This is a genomic window from Flavimaribacter sediminis (assembly GCF_019492055.1).
GTDB classification, from domain to species: domain Bacteria; phylum Pseudomonadota; class Alphaproteobacteria; order Rhizobiales; family Rhizobiaceae; genus Flavimaribacter; species Flavimaribacter sediminis.
The window spans coordinates 65,631-83,411 of the sequence record NZ_JAICBX010000008.1; the positions used below are offsets into that span (position 1 = coordinate 65,631).

The window sequence follows — 17,781 nt, forward strand, 5'->3', positions numbered from 1 at the left end:
GCGGGAGATCGGCCGGCGCGAAGGCCGGCCGACGCTCTTGCTTACTGCATCACTTTCGAGATGGTTTCAGGCGTGTAGACGCCAACGCCGGTGTCGAGATCATCGATGGTCTCGCCCTTCAGGAACTTGACCAGCAGGTTGACGGCCTCGTAACCCTGACGCTCCGGAGCCTGGTCGATGGTCGCCTGAATCACCCCGTCGGACACCAGTTCCACGGTCTGGTCTAGAAGATCGAAACCGACGATCTTGACGTCGCCTGTCTTGCCGTTGCGCTTGACCCATTCGCCGGCGGCCGGCGTCGAGCAGCATTCAAGAGACAGGATACCTGTGATCGACGAATCCGACAGCATGGCGTTTTCTATCGCCGAGTAGATTTCCTGCGGATCGGTTCCGGTGTTGAGCGTGCGGACCACTTCAATATCCGGGAACTTCTCGAGCGCTTCGCGGGCGCCGTTTTCCCGGTCGAGAGACCATTGCGCCGCGGCGTCGAGCGTCGTGATCATCACCTTGCCCTTGCCGTCCAGAACTTCACCCATCAGCTTGCCGGCTTCACGGCCCGACTGAACGAGGTCCTGACCGGCGAAGACCAGGCGATTGCTGTCGGCGTTGTCGGTGTTGTAGGTGATCACCGGAATGCCTGCCTCCATCACCCGGTTGATGAGCGGCGCAAGGGCGTCTGAGCTCACCGAGGAAATGGCGAGGCCGTCCATCTGGCCCATCAGCGTCTCGATCTCGGAAATCTGGCCATCGGCGTCAGCGCCAACAGGTCCGATGAAGCGCGCGTTGACGCCGTCCTCGGAATCGGCGCGTTCTACGCCCGCCTTCACAAAGGGCGAAAATTCGTTCGACACATCGTGATAGGACACAAAGATGTTGAGTGGCTCGCCCGACTTGACGTTTTCGGCGATCCGCGGCGCAAGATCAAAGTCCGAGACCTTTGCCGGATCGGCGCTGGCGGGCGCTGCGCCGAAGGCCAGCGCGGCTACAGCCGTCGTTATCAGAAATCTGCTTCTCATAGTTTCCTCCCTTGGGGGTTGTTACGGCCAGGACTCCCTCTAGGCCGATCTCGATCTGGTGCTCCATTTGTCGATGGCAACGGCGATGATGATCACCAGTCCGATCATGACTTCCTGGGTGAAGGGCGATACGCCGAGCAACACCAGGCCGTTGCGAAGAACGCCAATGATCAGAACTCCGAGCACGGTGCCCAGCACCGTGCCTATTCCTCCCGCAAGCGATGCGCCGCCGACGACGACCGCTGCAATCACGTCGAGCTCCAGGCCAAGGCCGGTCCGCCCCGCCTGCCCGCTTGGCAGAAACGCCATCGACAGGATACCGGCCAATGCGGCGAGCACGCCCATGATGACGAACGCCCAGATCTTCACGGTCTGGACGTGTATCCCCGAAACCCGCGCCGCCTTGGCGCTGCCGCCGACCGCGAATACCCGAAAGCCGAAGGCGGTGCGCGACAGAAGCACCCAGCCGAGCGCCGCAACAGCGGCGAAGAATACGAGCTGCATCGGAATGACGCCGAAAAGATAGCCCTGCCCCATCGCCTCGAAGGCGGCGAGCGTGTCAGGATCGGCGCCGTTGCGTTCATTGACCGTCACCGGCTTGCCGCCGGTCATCAGCAGCGCAGTTCCGCGCACGATCGACAGCATGCCCAGTGTCGCGATCAGCGACGGAAGCCGCCCGTAGGTCGACAGAAGACCGTTGATGACGCCGATGCCCGCCCCGCACATCAAGCCCAGCACCAGCGCCGGAAAAAGGCCCCATCCCAACACGATCAGCATACCGGTGCTGAGGCCCGCCAATGCATAGGTGGAGCCAACGGAGAGATCGATTTCGCCGGAAATCAGCACGAATGTCATGCCGATCGCCATGATGCCAAGCAGGGAGACCTGCCGGCCGACATTCAGAAGATTGACGGTCGTGAGAAATCCGTCGGTCGTGACAGACAGAAAAATGCACATCACGACCAGCGCAAGGAACACGCCGGTCTCCTTTGCGCTTGCGAGCCGGCCGATCCGGCTGCGCAGCGAAGCGCCATCATTGTAGACGCCGCGTGTGCTCCGCATACCCATTGCCTCTCCCGCGCGATGCGTGTGGGCGCCGTCGCTCATGACGCTTTGAGGAAGCTGCCCGCCGGAACGGTTCTCAGTTCCTCGTAATTTCCGTAATCGCGCTCGCGCTTGAAGGGCGCGTTGTGCACCGCGTTATAGGAACAGATATAGCCCCAACGATAGGTGTCGCTTGTATTGGCGTCTGAGCGGTGCAGCAGGTTGGAGTGAAACACCAGCGCGTCGCCGGCTTCCATTTCTACGTATACATGTTCAAAACGCTCAACTGCTGCGTTCAGATAAGGCTTGTCCACATTCGTCTGGCCGTCCTCCCGGATATGATCCAGACGGCCGAGAATGTGCGAGCCTTTCAGCACCTGCAGACAGCCATTCGCCTTGTTGGACGGGTCCAGGGCAATGAATACGGAAAGCATTTCCGGCGACAGGCAGCCATTGTTGTACCAGTAGCCGAAATCCTGATGCCATTCCCAGGCGCCGCCCTCGCGCGGCTGCTTCATCGTCATCTTGTGGCTGTAGAGATAGACCTCATTGCCGATCAGGGCTTCGGCCAGGCGCGTCAGCCGCTCGTCACGGGCCAGCAGGCCGTATTTGTCGTCGCCGGCAGTGTTCCAGAGCTTGAGAAGCGTCTTGTTGCCGGACTTGTCGCCTTTTTCCATGACGCCGCCAGCGGCGCTTTCGGCTTCCAGCTGCCGCCGCGCATTGTCGCGGAAATCGCCGACTTCCGTCTCGGACAGAAATCCTTTGCGCACATAGTAGCCATCGACTTCATACGCGCGCATTTCCGATCTGCTTGGAACCAGCATGCCTTCCTCCCGAACTGTCCTCCGGTCGCGACACCGCGACCTCTTGTAGGCAATCTGACATTCGAAACATATGAACAAAATGGACGCTGCGACAAAATAGATGTATAAAACGCGCATGAGTTTCAAACGCATAACCGCGAGAGTGCGCGCCAGCCATCACTATCTGCCGGACGTCGCCATGCATGGCGCGTTCTTCACCGTGCTGCGGTCCGGCTGGCTGGATTCTGCGCCCGGCGGCGGCGTCTCGCGGCTCGAGTGCCCCGGAGACGATGTCATTTACTGCCTTTCCGGCAAGGGAACGGTCGAGATCGACGGTAAGGCGTTCGACGTCGGCCAGGGTCAACTGGTCTGGATACCGGGCGAGGCGCCGCATTCGCATCGCGCAGACGAGAGGGATCCGTGGTCTGTGATGTGGTTGCGCATGTACGGGCCGGATAACACGGCGCTGCGACGACGACTGTTCGGCGCCGGCCGACCGCGCATGACGATCGCTGAAAGCGGCGAGATGATCGCCTGGTTCCACCGCCTCTTCGACACCATGGCTGCGCGCTCCGCGGACGCGGATCTCCGGCTGAACGCCGATGTCGCGGATCTGTTGCGGCTGCTTGCGCGCCAGCGGGATTCTGCAGTCCGCTCCAGTCTGCCGCCGGCGCTCAGCCGGCTCCACACCGCCATCATGGCCAACCCGGAAGCGCCATGGTCATCAGACGACATGCAACGCTACGCCGGCATGAGTTCGTCGCAGCTCCGCCGCCTGTTCCAGAAGCATTTCGCCACGACTCCGCGCGCCTATCTACGCCGCGCCCGGCTCACCATGGCGCAGCGCCTGCTCCTGGAAAGCAGCAGGACGCTCTCTGAGATCGCCTTCGACTGCGGTTTCTTCGACGCCTATCACCTGAGCCGCGATTTCAAGCGGGTGATCGGCCGCCCGCCCTCCGAATGGCGCAGGCTTGAACAGGGACTCTGATCTTCGCTACGCACGACGGAAAACCAGGCTGGCGTTCACGCCGCCAAAGCCGAAACCGTTCGACAGCACGTAGTCGAGCGGCTTCGATTTCGCTTCGTTCGGCGCAAGATCGAAGACGTCTGCGTCCGGTTCCGGATCATCGATGTTGAGGCCCGGCGGAACGACGCCGTCGCGCAGGGCAAGGATGGAATAGACGGCCTCCAGCGCGCCCGCGGCGCCCAGAAGATGCCCGGTCGCCGACTTGGTGGACGTGACCGCCAGATCCTTGCCGCGATCGGGAAAGATCGCGCGAATGGCGGCGATCTCGGCGGCGTCGCCCACCGGCGTCGATGTGCTGTGCGCATTGACATAGTCGATCGCTTCCGGCCCGATCCCGGCCATCTGCAGGGCGAGACGCATCGCCCGCGCCGCCCCCTCCCCGTCGGGACACCCGGCCGTGACGTGATAGGCGTCGGAACTCGTGCCATAGCCGGCAAGCACGGCGATTGGGATAGCCCCTCGCGCCTGCGCATGGCTCAGCCGCTCAATGACAATCGTCGCCGCGCCTTCGGACAGCACGAAACCGTCATGTTTCCTGTCGAAGGGACGCGACGCGCGTTGCGGTTCGTCGTTGAAACCGGTGGAAAGCGCGCGCGCGGCGCCAAAACCGCCGATCCCCACCGGATCGACGCAGGCGTCCGAACCGCCGCAGACGGCGACGTCGGCCTCGCCGCTCAGGATCAGGCGCATGCCGTCGCCGATCGCCTGGGCGGAGGCGGCGCAGGCGGTCACCGGACAGCCGATCGGGCCCTTGAAGCCGTAGCGGATGGACACATGGCCCGAGGCGAGATTGGGCAGGAAGGACGGCACGACGAAGGGCGAGAGCCTGCGCGGCCCGCGTTCCTGAACGACATTGACGGCGCTGGTGATCGCCGGCAGTCCGCCGACGCCGGTCGCGATGATGACGGCCGTCCGCGATTTTTCCGTCTCTGCGTCAGGCGCCCATCCAGACTGTTCCACAGCCTCCTGCGTCGCGGCCAGGGCGTAGTGGATGAACGTATCCGTCTTCTTCAGATCTTTCTGATCCACGAAATCCAGCGGGTCGAATCCTTCCGGATCGTCGGCTTTCGCAGGCACCAGCCCGGCGATCTTGCAGGCATAGTCCGTCACGTCAAAGCGGGTATTGGAGACGATGCCGCTCCGCCCCCCGATCAGTCGCTGCCAGTTCGTGGCCACCCCCACGCCGAGGGGCGTCACTGCGCCGAGCCCCGTCACCACGATAGGATCGTCATTCATTCTTCTTCTCCTGTCAGCCGTTTCCCATGACCCGAAGCATCCGGAGGAACTCCTCCGGGTTTCCATCGCCGAGGCGTTGCTTCAGTTCCTGTCTTGCCGCGAACCATTGGGGAATGAGTTCGTCCAGCAGGCTTTCGCCGACCGGTGTCAGACGGCAAATCCTGGCATTACCCTTGCCGCTGCTTACCTTCCTGACGAGACCTTTTCTCACCATCACGTCGATGTTGCGGGTCAGCGTCGACCGGTCCATGGCGATACGACCGGCAAGCGTGTTGATCGCCTCGCCCGGATGCTTCCGGATCGTCATCAGGACGGAAAACTGCACCACCGTCACACCGAAAGAGCGAATCCGGTTGTCGTAGCGACGCGTCAAAATCCGCGCCGTCCTGATGGTGTTCATCAGAAGACAGTCGTTGAAGGCATTCTCGAGCGGGTCCGCGTTCATGCCCCATTTCTATCGTGTATATACACGACAGGCAAGGCCACGCATGCTTTTTTACACACTACAACAGGCTGCCGGTGGTGGAGCTCGATTACGAGATGGATTGCCGGCGCATCCGGCACGAGCGCGTGATCCCGTCAGGCCTCTGATCGACCTTGCGGCCGGGACCGACCCGGCCGCAATCAATTCCAGGGCGATCAGGCGAGTTCGATGACCTTGCCTTTTTCGATGCTCTCTTCGGCCGCGAGCACGATGCGCAGGCTGTTGACGGCCGCATCCATGGATTCCGTCAGGTCCAGATCCTCGTTAATCGCCTTCAGGAAGAACTCCTGCTCCCGGTCGCAAAGGTCCTGGTGGCCGGGCTCGTCCTCCATGTTGAGGATCTCGTCCTTTTTCGCAAAGTTCTTGTCGCCGTCGACATCCGCGTAGTGGATCTTGATGGCGTCGGTCTTGGTGTGCTGGTCGATATCGGCGGAGTCGGACAGTTCGTCCGTTTCCTTGTCGTTCTGGTTCTGGCCGGCGACGATCGACACGGCGCCCTTCGGACCCACGACATCCTTCACGAAATAGGCGATCTCGCTCATCATCGGACCCCAGCCGGCTTCGTACCAGCCCACCGAGCCGTCATCGAACGTGACATGCAGGTGGCCGTAATTCTGCTTCGCCGCATCGTCCCACAGCTTCGCGCCGATGCCGTGCACCCGCACCGGCTTGGCGCCGGTCAACTGGCACATCACGTCGACATAGTGCACGCCGCAATCGACGATCGGTATCAGGGAGTCGATGAGATTCTTGTGCCAGGACCACGCCGGACCGCTGCTCTGCTGGTTGAGGTTGAGGCGCATGACAAGCGGCTTGCCGAGCTGTTGCCCCTTTTCGATAAAGGTCACCCATGAAGGATGCACCCGCAGAATGTAGCCGAGCACCAGCTTGCGGTTTGTCTCGCGCGCCTTGGCGACGACCTTTTCGGCGTCCTCGATATTGGTGGCGAGCGGCTTTTCCATGAAGACATGGGCGCCGGCGTCCATCGCCTTGATGGCGTATTCGGCGTGGGTGTTCGGCCAGGTGTTGATCGACACAGCGTCCGGCTTCGTCGCGGCCAGAGCCTCGTCGTAGTCCTCGAAGAGCGGATAGCCCATGAGTTCGTCGGGAATAGGCTTGCTCTTGATCGTCCGGCTCATGAGTCCGACGATTTCGAAACCGTCCATCCGGTGATAGGCGCTGGCGTGCGACGCGCCCATGTTTCCAAGACCGACGACGAGAACTTTCACTTTGTCAGGCACAGCGCCCTCCCCTGATATCGATTGTGGTTGGTATGCGGGCGGCGGACCCGACAGAGCCCGCCGCCCGAACAGTCATGCGTTTCCGCAGACCTATTTTACGGCCGCGTCGAACATGGTCGCGCGAACGGACTCGATGTCGATCGCCTTCATCTCTTCCGAGAGTTCATAGGCGTCGGCGTCGGCTTTCACCTTCGCATGGTCGAAATCGTTCGCAGGCCCGATCAGTTCGTTGGTCAGAACCGCCTCGGCGTCCACCGGCTTGGAGATCTGGCCCATTTCGGCGATCAGGTCGAAGAAGGTCTGCCAGCTCTCCATGTCGTGCCAGCCCCAGCCTTCCCTGGCTTCCATATTGCCGCGGAACACGTTGCCCTGCTGCAGGATGGAGGCGACGCCGAGCTCCGCGCCTGTGTTCTTGGCGAAGGTCGGGAATTCCTCGAACACGGCTTCGACAGCCGCGCGCGGGTTCTGGTAGGCGAACTCAAGACCCATCGCCCATCCGCGAAGATACTTCTTGAGGAAGTCGACGCGATCCGGATCTTCCAGGTCGGAGGCGCGCACAACGAACGTGTTCGCCGGCAGTTTGGAATTCTGCACGCCGAGCCAGTATTCGAAATCGAGACCGGTCGCGATCCATTCGGCGCGAAGACCTTCCCAGCCAAGCGCCGCGTCGCCCTGGCCGCTGGCGAGCGCCGTTCCCCAGGTCGGCCAGCCGGCCTCGACGTAATTGACCTTGCTGACGTCGACGCCTTGCGCTGCAAGCATCGGGTCGACGATCGCCTGCCAGGCGGCGGAACCAAGGAGAATGGTCTTGCCTTCGATGTCCTTGAGATCCTTCAGACCTTCGCCCTTGCGGAAGGCCAGGCTGAACGTGTCGAGCGCGCCCATGTGGAACACCGACTTCAGGTTCATGCCGTTTTCGATGGCGAAGGAGAAGACGCCCGGAGACGGGAAGCCCATATCGGCCTGGCCGACCGCTACGAACTTCACGGTCGCCGTGCCGTCGGAGGGGCCGGGCTCCATCTTGGTGTCCAGCCCGTCGAAATAGCCCATCTTCTTGCCGATCCAGTACGGATAGTCGTCAAGCACTTCGAGCGTGCCGCGCGGCGAGATCCAGGTGAAAGTGCCATAGGGGTCGGCCTGGGCCGAACCCATGCCGGGCAGACCCATGGCGCCCATCGTGACGAGACCCGTGCCGGAAACCTGTAGGAACCGGCGTCGGTTTACCGCCCCTGTAAGGGGCGTTTTAGAAATCGTGGTTTTGGTCATGTTCTATACCCTCTGCAGTTAAGTTCTCTTCCCATAGTCGCCCGTATCACCGGGCGTATCTTGGCCGTTCGGTCAGGCTTCCCAGCTCGCCCACTTCTTCCCGATCAGGAAAAAGATCACGTAGATCAGTATCCCGAGGAACGAGAGGATCAGAACGACGGCAAAGAATTGCGGCATCTGGATCATCGACGAATAGGTGGTCAGACGGTTGCCGAGGCCGAAACCGCCGCCCACCATTTCCGCGCCGACAGCCGTCAGCAGACCGAAGATCGCGCCGATCATCAGACCGACCAGGATCATCGGCAGCGCCATCGGCGCGCGGATCTTCCAGAATATCTGCAGCGTGCTTGCGCCATAGGAGCGCGCAAGCGCGATCTTGGCGCTGTCGACACGGCGAAAGCCGGTCGCGGCGTTGATCATGACCATGGGGCCGGCGGCCAGCGCCACCGCGATAATGCGTGGCGTGTAGCCGAACCCGAAGCGCAGGATCAGAAGCGGCACCAGCGCCAGCATCGGCGTGGTGACGAGCAGCAGAATATAGGGCGCGATGATTTTTTCAGCGAAGGGAAACTGGGTGATCACGGCGGCCAGGATCAGGCCGACCGTCGCGCCGATCGCGAAGCCCGACAGAAGCTCCACCAGCGTATAGCCGAGATGCGGCAGAATCAGCGTGAAGTCGCCAATCAGCGCTGCAAATATCGAACTCGGCGTCGGCATGATGAAGGGCGGAACCTCGAAGACGCGCAGCGCCAGCTCCGTGCCGCCGATAACGAATACGGCGACAGCGATGATCGCCAGGACTTCCCTGGTGGACTTGACGCCGATTCCGCTGGAGAAACCCGACAGATTGGTCAGGCTGACCTCGCCGCCCTCCTTGGACTGCTTGCGGAATTCCGGGATTGCGTCCGTTTCGCTCACGTCTCAGATCCTCAGCTGGCAACTGCCGGTTGGCGTTTTTCGGTGGTGGTGATGCCGGTGCGCCGGCCGACGATCTCCTCCTTGATCGCATTGGTAAGGTCGAAGACCTCCTTGCTCGCCATCACGTCAAGCGATCGCGGTCGCTCGAACGGCACGTCGAACACCCGCGCAACACGGCCAGGCCTCGCGCTCAGCACCACGACGCGATCGGAAAGCAGGATGGCTTCCTCGATGCTGTGGGTGATGAAGACGATGGTCGTGTGGGTGTCCATCCAGATTTCCTCGACCAGCCGGTTCATCTCCTCGCGCGTGAAGGAATCGAGCGCGCCGAATGGCTCGTCCATCAACAGGACGGAGGGTTTGAGCGACAGGGCGCGCACGATCGCGGCGCGCTGCTGCATGCCGCCGGACAGCTCGCGCGGATATTTCTTGCCGAAGCCTTCGAGGCCAACGCGGTTCAACAGGTGATCGACCCAGACCCGGTCGATCTGCTGATGCTTGATTTCGAAGGGAAATCGGATGTTGGCTTCAAGATTGCGCCAGGGAAGCAGATTCGCTTCCTGAAACACGATGCCGATATCGGGGTGCGGCCCGGTGATCGGCTGGTTGTCGAGCAACACCTGGCCCGCGGTCAGGCCATGCAGGCCGGACATCGACCACAGAAGCGTTGTCTTGCCGCAGCCGGACGGCCCGACGATCGAGACGATCTCGTTGGGCTGGACCGCCATGGTGCAGTCCTCCAGCGCCAGCAAGTCGCCGGACGCGGTCTGATAGACCTTGGTCGCCCCGTCGACGCGAAGTTTTGGTGTGACTGCACCGGGTGCGTTCATGAATTTCCCTGAACCCTCTCAAGGCAATCTGCCGTTTGTCCAAATCCACCCAAAGCAGTTTGTAACTATCCTACTTTCCTGTCAAGCTGAAGCCGACCAAATGGTTGAAAACTTCAACTTTGCCCATAGAAAGCCACCATTTCTAGGGTTCTCCAGATATTTTTTTTATGTTAGTTTCCTACACAGCTTCGGGCAAACGCCAATTTTTCCGCTGTTTTCCCCTGAAATCGGAGTTTCTCCATTGCAGGAATATCCAGCCGGAATGATACACTTTCACGTGTATAGTCACAGGCGTCGCAAGCGAAGGGAGAAACCATGACGGAAGCGCTCGGTCAGGATCACGACGAGGACGACGTCCCGGCGCGCCATACGGGCGATCCCGGGCAAGCCAGACGCATCCCCGACATCATCTCGCAGATAAAGGACAGTTACGGCGACCTGCGGCCGGCAGAGCGGCGCGTCGCGGACGCGGTGCTGGAAGACGTTAAATTTGCGGTAGACGCATCCAACGCAGCGCTTGCCCGGCGCGCCAGCGTCAGCGAGCCGACGGTCACCCGCTTCTGCCGCGCCATCGGCTGCGAGGGCGTGCGCGACTTCAAGCTGAAGCTGGCGCAGAGCCTCGTTGTCGGCGCGCTCTACCTCACCAAGCCGCCGACGGCGAGCAGCGAAAACCGCATGCCGTTCTGGAGCGCGGTGTTCGGCGAAGCCCGGCAGGCGTTGGCCGAAGCCGAAAGACAGATCAATCCGGCGCGCATCGATCGGGCCGCCGACCTCATCACGAAGGCGCGCCAGATCACGGTCTTCGGCCTCGGCGGCAGTTCCTCGTCGCTCGCCCAGGAAACCCAGCACCGCCTGTTCCGCTACGGTCTCTCGGTCACCGCCCACAGCGATCCCTATCTGATGCGCATGACGGCCTCGACCCTGAAACCGAACGACGTGGTCATCGCCATATCCGCGACTGGGCGCACGCGCGAGGTCATCGAAGCGGTCGAACTCGCCAAGCATTATCGCGCCGCATCGATCTGCATCACTGCGCCGAACAGCGAACTCGCCGCGACCTGCGACGTGGAGCTGACAATCGGCGTGCCGGAGTTTCCAGACACACTGAAGCCGACAGCGTCGCGGTTCGCATTCCTCGCGGCGATCGACCTGATGGCGGTGGCCGCGGGCTACAAGATGGGTGACGACGCCCAGGAAACACTACGCCGGATCAAATACAATGTGCTGACCCATCGCGGCGGCAATGAACTGGAGCCCCTCGGGGACTGATTGAAAACCGTATGAGTATCAGGAGAACTCGCCATGCTCGATAAGGCGCCGGCCGCTCAAATCACCAACTGGCTGAAATCATTCGCCGCTGCGCTGGACAAAGGCGACATCGACGCCGCGATGGACCTGTTTCAGGACGAGTGCTACTGGCGCGACCTGCTGACCTTCACCTGGAACATCAAGACGATGGAGGGCAAGACGGCGATCGCCGCCATGCTGCGCGCGACGCTGGGGTCTGCGAAACCGTCCGGCTGGTCTCTGACCGAAGAGGTCAGCGTCAACGGCGACAAGGTCGAGGGATGGTTTACCTTCGAAACGGCCGTCGCCCACGGCCTGGGCGTGGTGCGGCTCGTGGACGGGCGCTGCCACACGCTGTTCACGTCGATGACGGATCTGGCGGGTTTCGAGGAACGAAAGGGCGCGACGCGACCGCTCGGCGTCGTCCACAAGGCTGATCCGGACCGCGAAACATGGTCGGAAGCCCGCGCGCGCGAAGAACGCGACCTCGGTTCGACGGTTCAGCCCTACTGCCTGATTATCGGCGGCGGCCAGGGCGGCATGGCGCTCGGCGCGCGCCTCAAGCGGCTCGGCGTTCCGACCATCATCGTCGAAAAGAACCCGAAGGCGGGCGATTCCTGGCGCAACCGCTACCGCACGCTCGTGCTGCACGATCCGGTCTGGTACGATCATATGCCTTACATGCCCTTCCCGGAGCACTGGCCGGTCTTCACGCCGAAGGACCAGATGGGCGACTGGCTGGAAATGTACGCCAAGGTCATGGAGCTCAATTACTGGACCTCGACCACCTGCACCGGCGCGTCCTGGGACGCTGATAAAAAAGCGTGGACGGTCGAGCTCGACCGCGACGGCGAGAAGGTCGTCCTGCAGCCGAAGCAGCTTGTCTTCGCCACCGGCGCCTACGGCCCGCCGCGCTGGATCGACCTGCCGGGCAAGGACCAGTTCAAAGGCGAAATCATCCACTCCAGCCAATACACTGCGGGCGACGATTTCCAGGGCAAGAAGGTCGCCGTCATCGGCGCCGCGAGCTCCGGACACGATGTCAGCGTCGATCTGTGGGAAAGCGGCGCCGACGTCACCATGATCCAGCGCGCGCCGACGACCGTCGTCAAATCGGACACCCTGATGGAGATGGGTTTCGAGATCTATTCCGAAGCCGCCGTCGCAAGGGGCCTCACCACCGAGAAGGCCGACTACCTGTCAGCCTCCATCCCTTTCGCGACCCAGGCGCCGATCCAGAAGGCGCTCTACGACCGGATCCGCAAACGCGACGCCGATTTCTACAACCGGCTGTCCGCCTCGGGCTTCGCCATCGATTTCGGCCCCGACGAGACCGGCCTCATGATGAAGGCCTACCGCACGGGCTCCGGCTATTATATCGACGTCGGCGCCAGCGACCTCATCATCGACGGCAAGGTGAAGGTCAAAAGCGGCGTCGACATCGAAACGCTGACGCCCGGAGGCGTCCGTTTCACGGATGGCGACGAACGCCCCTTCGACGTGATCATCCTGTGCACCGGATACGAATCCATGCACGAGACCGTCGCCGAAATTATCGACCGGGAAACCGCAGACAGCGTGGGCCCGTGCTGGGGCGTCGGATCCGGCGTGCGCAACGATCCCGGTCCCTGGCAGGGAGAGCTGCGCAACATGTGGAAACCGACGGCGCACGAAGCGCTCTGGTTCCACGGCGGCAATCTGGCGTTATCGCGGTTCTATTCGAAATTCCTCGCCCTGCAGCTCAAGGCGCGCATGGAAGGCGTTGAAACGCCGGTCTATCAGCGACCGTCATAGGGAGTTTCAGCAGTCGCAGGCGCGCGTATAGGGCCTGCCGAAATGGTTCAGCGCCATTTCGGTATGCGTCCATCGCGGGTTGGTCGGCGCCGTTTCGAGGTCGGGGTCGCCGGCCTCGTTCGGATGCCAGGCGCCGCCAACGACGATGCCGTCGCTGACGAGGCGCTCGTTGGCGATGATTTCGGCGCCCGTCGAATCCCTGTACGGAAACTCGCCGGCTTTCAGCCGCAGCACGCTGATATCGGCGAGCGAGCCGACATGGAGGCGTCCAAGGTCGGGCCGGCCGACCACGTCCGCCGGTTTCTCGGTCGACGCCCGGATTACCTCCATCAGCGGCATGCCCAGCGTCATCAGTTTCGACATGCAGACCGGCATGTCGAACGCCGGTCCGCCGACGCACAAAAGGTGCACGTCGCTGGAAATCACGTCCGGCATCACGCCTTCCTTCAGCATGGCGCGGGCAACGTTGAAATCGAATGATCCCATGCCGTGACCGATGTCGAATATGATGCCGCGCTCGCGCGCCAGCAGCATGTCCTCACGGATTTCGCCCGCGCCGTTGATCGGCGAATTCGGAAACGGACGAAAGCAATGCGTGAGAATGTCGCCTTTCCGCAGACTGTGCAGAACCTGCAGGCGCCCTGGCGGCGGCTCGTCGATATGCGCCATCAGCGGCAGACCGACGGCGTCCGCCGCGTCGATCGCGATTTCCACCGGCGCGATGCCGCTCTGCCCGCCGGCGATCCTGCCGGACCGGACCTTCATGCCGACGATGATGTCGGAATGTTCGCGCACGCAGGCCACCGCCTCGCGGGGGTCGCAGAGATTGACGTCGGCGCATTCGCCGACCATCAGCCGGTTGGCGAAGCCGAAGATTCCGGCGAATGAAATATTGAGATAGGCGAGAATGCGCACCCGGGAACGTTCGATGACATGGCTTCTGAAGCCAAGCATGTTGCCGGCGCCGGCGCTGCCGGCGTCGACATAGGTGGTCGTGCCGCTCGCCGCCGCCAGCCGGTCGGCGTTGACCCCGAGCGACGTGCCGCCCCAGTAGACATGGCTGTGCAGGTCGATGAGGCCGGGGGTGACGATGCAGTCCGCGGCGTCGATAACCTTGGCGGCGTTGTCTGCGGCAAGGTTTTCTTCGATCGTCGCGACGCGGTCGCCTGAAACACCGACATCCCTGACGCCATCCGTCCCGGAGGCGGGATCGATCACCCTGCCTCCCTTTATCAGAAGATCGAATGGCATCAGCGTTTCCTCTTGCAATTTCTGTCTTTTACCGTCGACCAAAGTCTACAGGGGTTTGTAGGCCATCGCCTCCACTTCGATCTTGATATCGATCATCAGGCGCGACTCAACAGTCGTGCGCGCCGGCGGATCCTGCGGAAAGTAGCTTCCATACACCTTGTTGAAGGCGCCGAAGTCGCGGGCGTCCTCAAGCCATACGGTCGTCTTGACGACATCCTCCATGGAACAGCCGGCAAGCGCCAGCGCCGCCTTGACGTTTTCCATGACCTGGCCCGTCTGCTCGGCTATGCCGCCCTTGACCACAGCGCCGTCGGAGCCCACCGGCACCTGGCCGGACACGAAGACGAAGTCGCCGGCCCGCACGGCCGGAGAAAGCGGAACATGGGATGCGCCGAAGCACTGTTTAGGCATGGAAAGTCTCCATCAAGATCTCGTTTCACCGCTCTTACCGCGCTTTTCCGCACATCGCCATTTCAATGCGAGCCCCGGCGCAGGAAGGATCGCGTAATCTTGTAACAGTCCTTGTTGGAAAGCAACATTTTTCGCGAATTTATGTTGCTTTATTACATAGATTTCAGCATCCTTGCTTTTGCAATACGTTATCGGGGAGGCATTGGCGAAGTCGGTGATGATGGATTTCGAGGGACGCAATGTGGTGGTGACGGGCGCCGGAGGCGGCGTGGGAACCGCGCTTGTTTCGTGTCTGGACGAACTCAACGCCCGGGTAATCGGCTGCGACGTCGAAGGCGCCGATCTGTCCTCGCCGGCGATCGCCCGTGCATTGCATTTCGATCTCGCCGACGACGCAGCGGTTGAAAAGGCCGCAAAAGAGATTTGCGAGGACGGCGCGCCTGCCGCCGTCATATCCAACGCCGGCTGGACGCGCGCCGAAACCCTGGCCGACGTCACGCCGGACAATCTCGCACACGAAATGGATCTGAATTTTCGCGGCGCCGCGCTCCTGTCGCGCGCGCTCATTCCGGCCATGCGCAACCAGCCCGGCGGGTCGGCCTTCGTGTTCGTATCCTCCGTCAACGCGCTCGCCCATTTTGGCAATCCGGCCTATTCCGCCGCAAAGGCCGCGCTGCAGGCTTGGATGCGGGCGATCGCCACGGAAGAAGGCCGCAACGGCATCCGCGCGAACGTCGTCGTTCCCGGATCGATCATGACGAACGCCTGGACCCACCGCATCGAGCAAAAGCCGGAAATCATGGACAAGGTCCGGCGTCTGTATCCGCTCGGCCGGCTCGTCGAACCGGCGGAGGTCGCGCGAACGATCGCCTTTCTCGCCTCGCCCTGGGCGAGCGGCGTCACAGGCGCCGCAGTCCCGGTCGACGCAGGCCTGACGGGCGGCAACCTGCCCTTTCTCGAACTGATTTCGGATTAACCGCGCAGCGGCTTTCGTCTGGAGGACACGCCTTGAATTTTCATGAAGTCGATACGCCGGCCGTCATCATCGACCAGTCGATCGCCGACGCCAATCTGCGAAAAGCGCAAGCCTACGCAGACAAACACGGGCTTGCGCTCAGGCCGCACATCAAGACCCACAAACTGCCGCTCTTTGCGCACCGGCAGGTGGAGCTCGGCGCCGTCGGCCTCACCTGCCAGAAGCTGGGCGAAGCCGAGGTCATGGCCGACGCCGGGCTGAAGGATATTTTCATTTCCTACAACATCATCGGCCGGCACAAGCTCGAGAGGCTGAAAAACCTGCACCGGCGCGTGACGCTCTCCGTCGCCGCCGACAGCAACGAAGTCATCGACGGTTACGCGGAAGCCTTCGCCGGCTCCAAATCGCCGCTGACCGTCATCATCGAATGCGATACTGGCGCCGATCGATGCGGCGCGCAGACGCCCGGGCAAGTGCTGGAGCTTGCCCGCCGCATCGAGGCGGCTGACGGCCTCGCTTTCGGCGGGCTGATGACCTACCCGCCGCGCGACCGCAAGGCGGACGTCAATCAGTGGCTCGCAACCGCAATCGAACAACTGGAAGAAGCCGGCATTCCCTGCCCGCGCGTCTCGAACGGCGGCACGCCTGATTTCTATTCCGTCAGCGAAGTCAAGGCTGCGACGGAGCATCGTCCGGGCACCTACATCTATTCCGATCGCATGCAGGTGGCTTTCGGCCACGGCGCGCTGGAAGACTGCGCGCTCACCGTGCTTGCAACCGTCGTCAGCCGCCCGACGGAAAACCGCGCCATCATCGACGCCGGCTCAAAGGCGCTCGCCGCCGACACATGCCCTGCCCCCGGCCACGGCCATATCGTGGAATATCCGGATGCGATCATCACCGGCCTCAACGAGGAGCATGGAATGGTCGACCTGTCGCAATGCGCCGAAAAGCCGAAGATCGGCGACAAGGTGCGCGTCATTCCAAACCATGTCTGCGTCGTGACCAATCTCTTTGATACGGTGACGCTGATCGAGGACGGAGACGTCATCGCCCATCTGCCTGTCGCCGCCCGCGGCAAGGTGACCTGAACGGAGAGACATCATGCAATACGACAAGAACCCGTTTCCGGAAGGCGACGCCGACCGTCATTACCTTTGGGAGATGCTGGTCAGGCGCGATATCGACGCCTTTGTCGCCCGCGACTGGTCCATGGTTGAGGACGATTTCATCGCCGAGAGCTTCTTCGGCATGCACGCCCATTTCCTCAACGACGCCGACGCCTGGCGGCTCCAGTTCCCGCGCCTGGAAATCTACCGCGACGAGTGGCTGAGGCAGGCGGAAGAATCGGCGAAAACGGAGTTCGCCGAGCCGTTGCGCGACGCCATGTTCCGCATCACCAACATGCGCGACATCGATGTCGACGGCGACAAGTCCGTGCTGCACAAGAAGTTCAACGGGCAGGTCGCCAAATCGGACGGCTCGTCTGAACTCCTCAACTGGCAGACCCTCTATTTCTGCCGCCGGGTGGACGACCGGTGGAAGATCGCCGGCTTCGTCGGCTACATGCCGCACCCGCTTGGGAAGTGAGGTCGCGTCCAGCAGGCGCCCTCATCGCAGGCTTGACCCGCCATCCAGACAGGCTGTCAGCAAACGCAAAATGTGCTGTGTGAATGGCGCCGCCGTATGGATCGCGGATCTTCGTCCGCGATGAGAACTGGTGGTGGAGCTTGCAGAAATGAGCTGAAGCAAGGGATTTCGCGAAAACCGTGCTTTCCTGTTTCTTCCCCCTTCTTTACCCACCCTCACCGCGAAAGAAGTTTCACGATCCCTTCTGCATTGCGGCACGATCCACGTCCGAAGTAAAAAACGGGCCTCGCCCGTCGCCATCATTTGCAGGTTCAATCCGCAATGCAGTCAACGCAGATCCCGCCACAAATCCCTGACTTTCCGAAAGGCCGTCTCTATCCGCATCAAGTGCATTCTAAGGAATTGTGGAGAAATTGTTCAATGAATCGAACGCCATAATGCGCAGCAAATTCTGCTTATCGTTCCTAAGCAACAACCCCACCACCCTTGTATGCCTTTTCGGAAGATTTGTGTCAGACAAGCGTCTTGGTGACTGGAGGGGATGGCCATCCCCTCCAGTTCCCGGCGAAGTCGCCCGTCCTCCCTCCGGTTACAACCGTCGATGAGT

The 17,781-nt window shown here is 61.9% G+C and carries 17 protein-coding genes; 6 read left to right on the forward strand and 11 right to left on the reverse strand.

From position 1 onward, the window contains the following. Positions 1 to 41: 41 nt before the first annotated feature. Genes K1W69_RS26275 through K1W69_RS26285 form a run of 3 tightly spaced genes read right to left on the reverse strand, consistent with a single transcriptional unit; the run spans position 42 to position 2,884 of the window. Positions 42 to 1,016 (reverse strand): sugar ABC transporter substrate-binding protein, encoded by a 975-nt coding sequence (locus K1W69_RS26275; RefSeq protein ID WP_220231463.1) that lies wholly within the window; start codon positions 1,014 to 1,016, stop codon positions 42 to 44. Between the two features lie 39 nt (positions 1,017 to 1,055). Continuing rightward, entirely contained in the window at positions 1,056 to 2,078 is a 1,023-nt protein-coding gene (locus K1W69_RS26280; protein WP_220231464.1) for an ABC transporter permease, read from the reverse strand. A gap of 41 nt (positions 2,079 to 2,119) precedes the next feature. Further along, a complete protein-coding gene (locus K1W69_RS26285) occupies positions 2,120 to 2,884 on the reverse strand; it encodes a phytanoyl-CoA dioxygenase family protein (RefSeq protein WP_220231465.1) in 765 nt (254 codons plus the stop codon). A 115-nt stretch (positions 2,885 to 2,999) separates the two neighbouring features. Between K1W69_RS26285 and K1W69_RS26290 the strand changes: the two genes are divergently transcribed. Beyond that, the gene (locus K1W69_RS26290) at positions 3,000 to 3,851 is read left to right on the forward strand and encodes a helix-turn-helix domain-containing protein (RefSeq protein WP_220231466.1); all 852 of its coding nucleotides are present in this window, start codon (positions 3,000 to 3,002) and stop codon (positions 3,849 to 3,851) included. Positions 3,852 to 3,857: 6 nt separating this feature from the next. Here K1W69_RS26290 and fabF read toward each other — a convergent pair whose 3' ends face one another. The 6 genes from fabF to K1W69_RS26320 form a co-directional block, all read right to left on the reverse strand. Continuing rightward, positions 3,858 to 5,126, reverse strand: coding sequence for a beta-ketoacyl-ACP synthase II (gene fabF / locus K1W69_RS26295; RefSeq protein ID WP_220231467.1), 1,269 nt, complete (start codon positions 5,124 to 5,126; stop codon positions 3,858 to 3,860). A gap of 13 nt (positions 5,127 to 5,139) precedes the next feature. After that, positions 5,140 to 5,571, reverse strand: a complete 432-nt coding sequence (locus K1W69_RS26300) for a MarR family winged helix-turn-helix transcriptional regulator (RefSeq protein ID WP_220231468.1) — start codon at positions 5,569 to 5,571, stop codon at positions 5,140 to 5,142. Positions 5,572 to 5,765: 194 nt separating this feature from the next. Next, positions 5,766 to 6,851 carry a Gfo/Idh/MocA family protein gene (locus tag K1W69_RS26305; RefSeq protein ID WP_220231469.1) on the reverse strand — a complete coding sequence of 362 codons (1,086 nt, stop codon included), beginning with the start codon at positions 6,849 to 6,851 and terminating at the stop codon, positions 5,766 to 5,768. A gap of 90 nt (positions 6,852 to 6,941) precedes the next feature. After that, on the reverse strand, positions 6,942 to 8,117 hold the full coding sequence (locus K1W69_RS26310) for an ABC transporter substrate-binding protein (RefSeq protein WP_220231470.1): 1,176 nt from the start codon (positions 8,115 to 8,117) through the stop codon (positions 6,942 to 6,944). Positions 8,118 to 8,189: 72 nt separating this feature from the next. After that, complete coding sequence (locus K1W69_RS26315) at positions 8,190 to 9,035, reverse strand: ABC transporter permease (RefSeq protein ID WP_220231471.1); 846 nt, start codon at positions 9,033 to 9,035, stop codon at positions 8,190 to 8,192. Positions 9,036 to 9,046: 11 nt separating this feature from the next. Further along, positions 9,047 to 9,865, reverse strand: a complete 819-nt coding sequence (locus tag K1W69_RS26320; protein ID WP_220231472.1) for an ABC transporter ATP-binding protein — start codon at positions 9,863 to 9,865, stop codon at positions 9,047 to 9,049. Between the two features lie 315 nt (positions 9,866 to 10,180). Here K1W69_RS26320 and K1W69_RS26325 point away from each other — a divergent pair, with 315 nt between their 5' ends. Continuing rightward, positions 10,181 to 11,134: a MurR/RpiR family transcriptional regulator gene (locus K1W69_RS26325; protein ID WP_220231473.1), complete on the forward strand. Its 954-nt coding sequence runs from the start codon at positions 10,181 to 10,183 to the stop codon at positions 11,132 to 11,134. A 33-nt stretch (positions 11,135 to 11,167) separates the two neighbouring features. Next, positions 11,168 to 12,946, forward strand: coding sequence for an NAD(P)/FAD-dependent oxidoreductase (locus K1W69_RS26330; protein WP_220231474.1), 1,779 nt, complete (start codon positions 11,168 to 11,170; stop codon positions 12,944 to 12,946). A gap of 6 nt (positions 12,947 to 12,952) precedes the next feature. On the opposite strand, the gene K1W69_RS26335 is transcribed toward K1W69_RS26330, so the two are convergent. Both K1W69_RS26335 and K1W69_RS26340 read right to left on the reverse strand, forming a co-directional pair. Continuing rightward, a complete protein-coding gene (locus K1W69_RS26335; RefSeq protein ID WP_220231475.1) occupies positions 12,953 to 14,197 on the reverse strand; it encodes an amidohydrolase/deacetylase family metallohydrolase in 1,245 nt (414 codons plus the stop codon). A 45-nt stretch (positions 14,198 to 14,242) separates the two neighbouring features. Next, complete coding sequence (locus K1W69_RS26340; protein WP_220231476.1) at positions 14,243 to 14,608, reverse strand: RidA family protein; 366 nt, start codon at positions 14,606 to 14,608, stop codon at positions 14,243 to 14,245. A gap of 217 nt (positions 14,609 to 14,825) precedes the next feature. Between K1W69_RS26340 and K1W69_RS26345 the strand changes: the two genes are divergently transcribed. From K1W69_RS26345 to K1W69_RS26355, 3 genes are read left to right on the forward strand one after another with little or no spacing between them, the layout of a single operon-like run. Continuing rightward, the gene (locus K1W69_RS26345) at positions 14,826 to 15,584 is read left to right on the forward strand and encodes an SDR family NAD(P)-dependent oxidoreductase (protein ID WP_370688321.1); all 759 of its coding nucleotides are present in this window, start codon (positions 14,826 to 14,828) and stop codon (positions 15,582 to 15,584) included. Positions 15,585 to 15,616: 32 nt separating this feature from the next. Further along, entirely contained in the window at positions 15,617 to 16,675 is a 1,059-nt protein-coding gene (locus K1W69_RS26350; RefSeq protein WP_220231477.1) for a D-TA family PLP-dependent enzyme, read from the forward strand. Between the two features lie 13 nt (positions 16,676 to 16,688). Further along, positions 16,689 to 17,174, forward strand: coding sequence for a hypothetical protein (locus K1W69_RS26355; protein WP_220231478.1), 486 nt, complete (start codon positions 16,689 to 16,691; stop codon positions 17,172 to 17,174). Positions 17,175 to 17,781 lie beyond the last annotated feature (607 nt).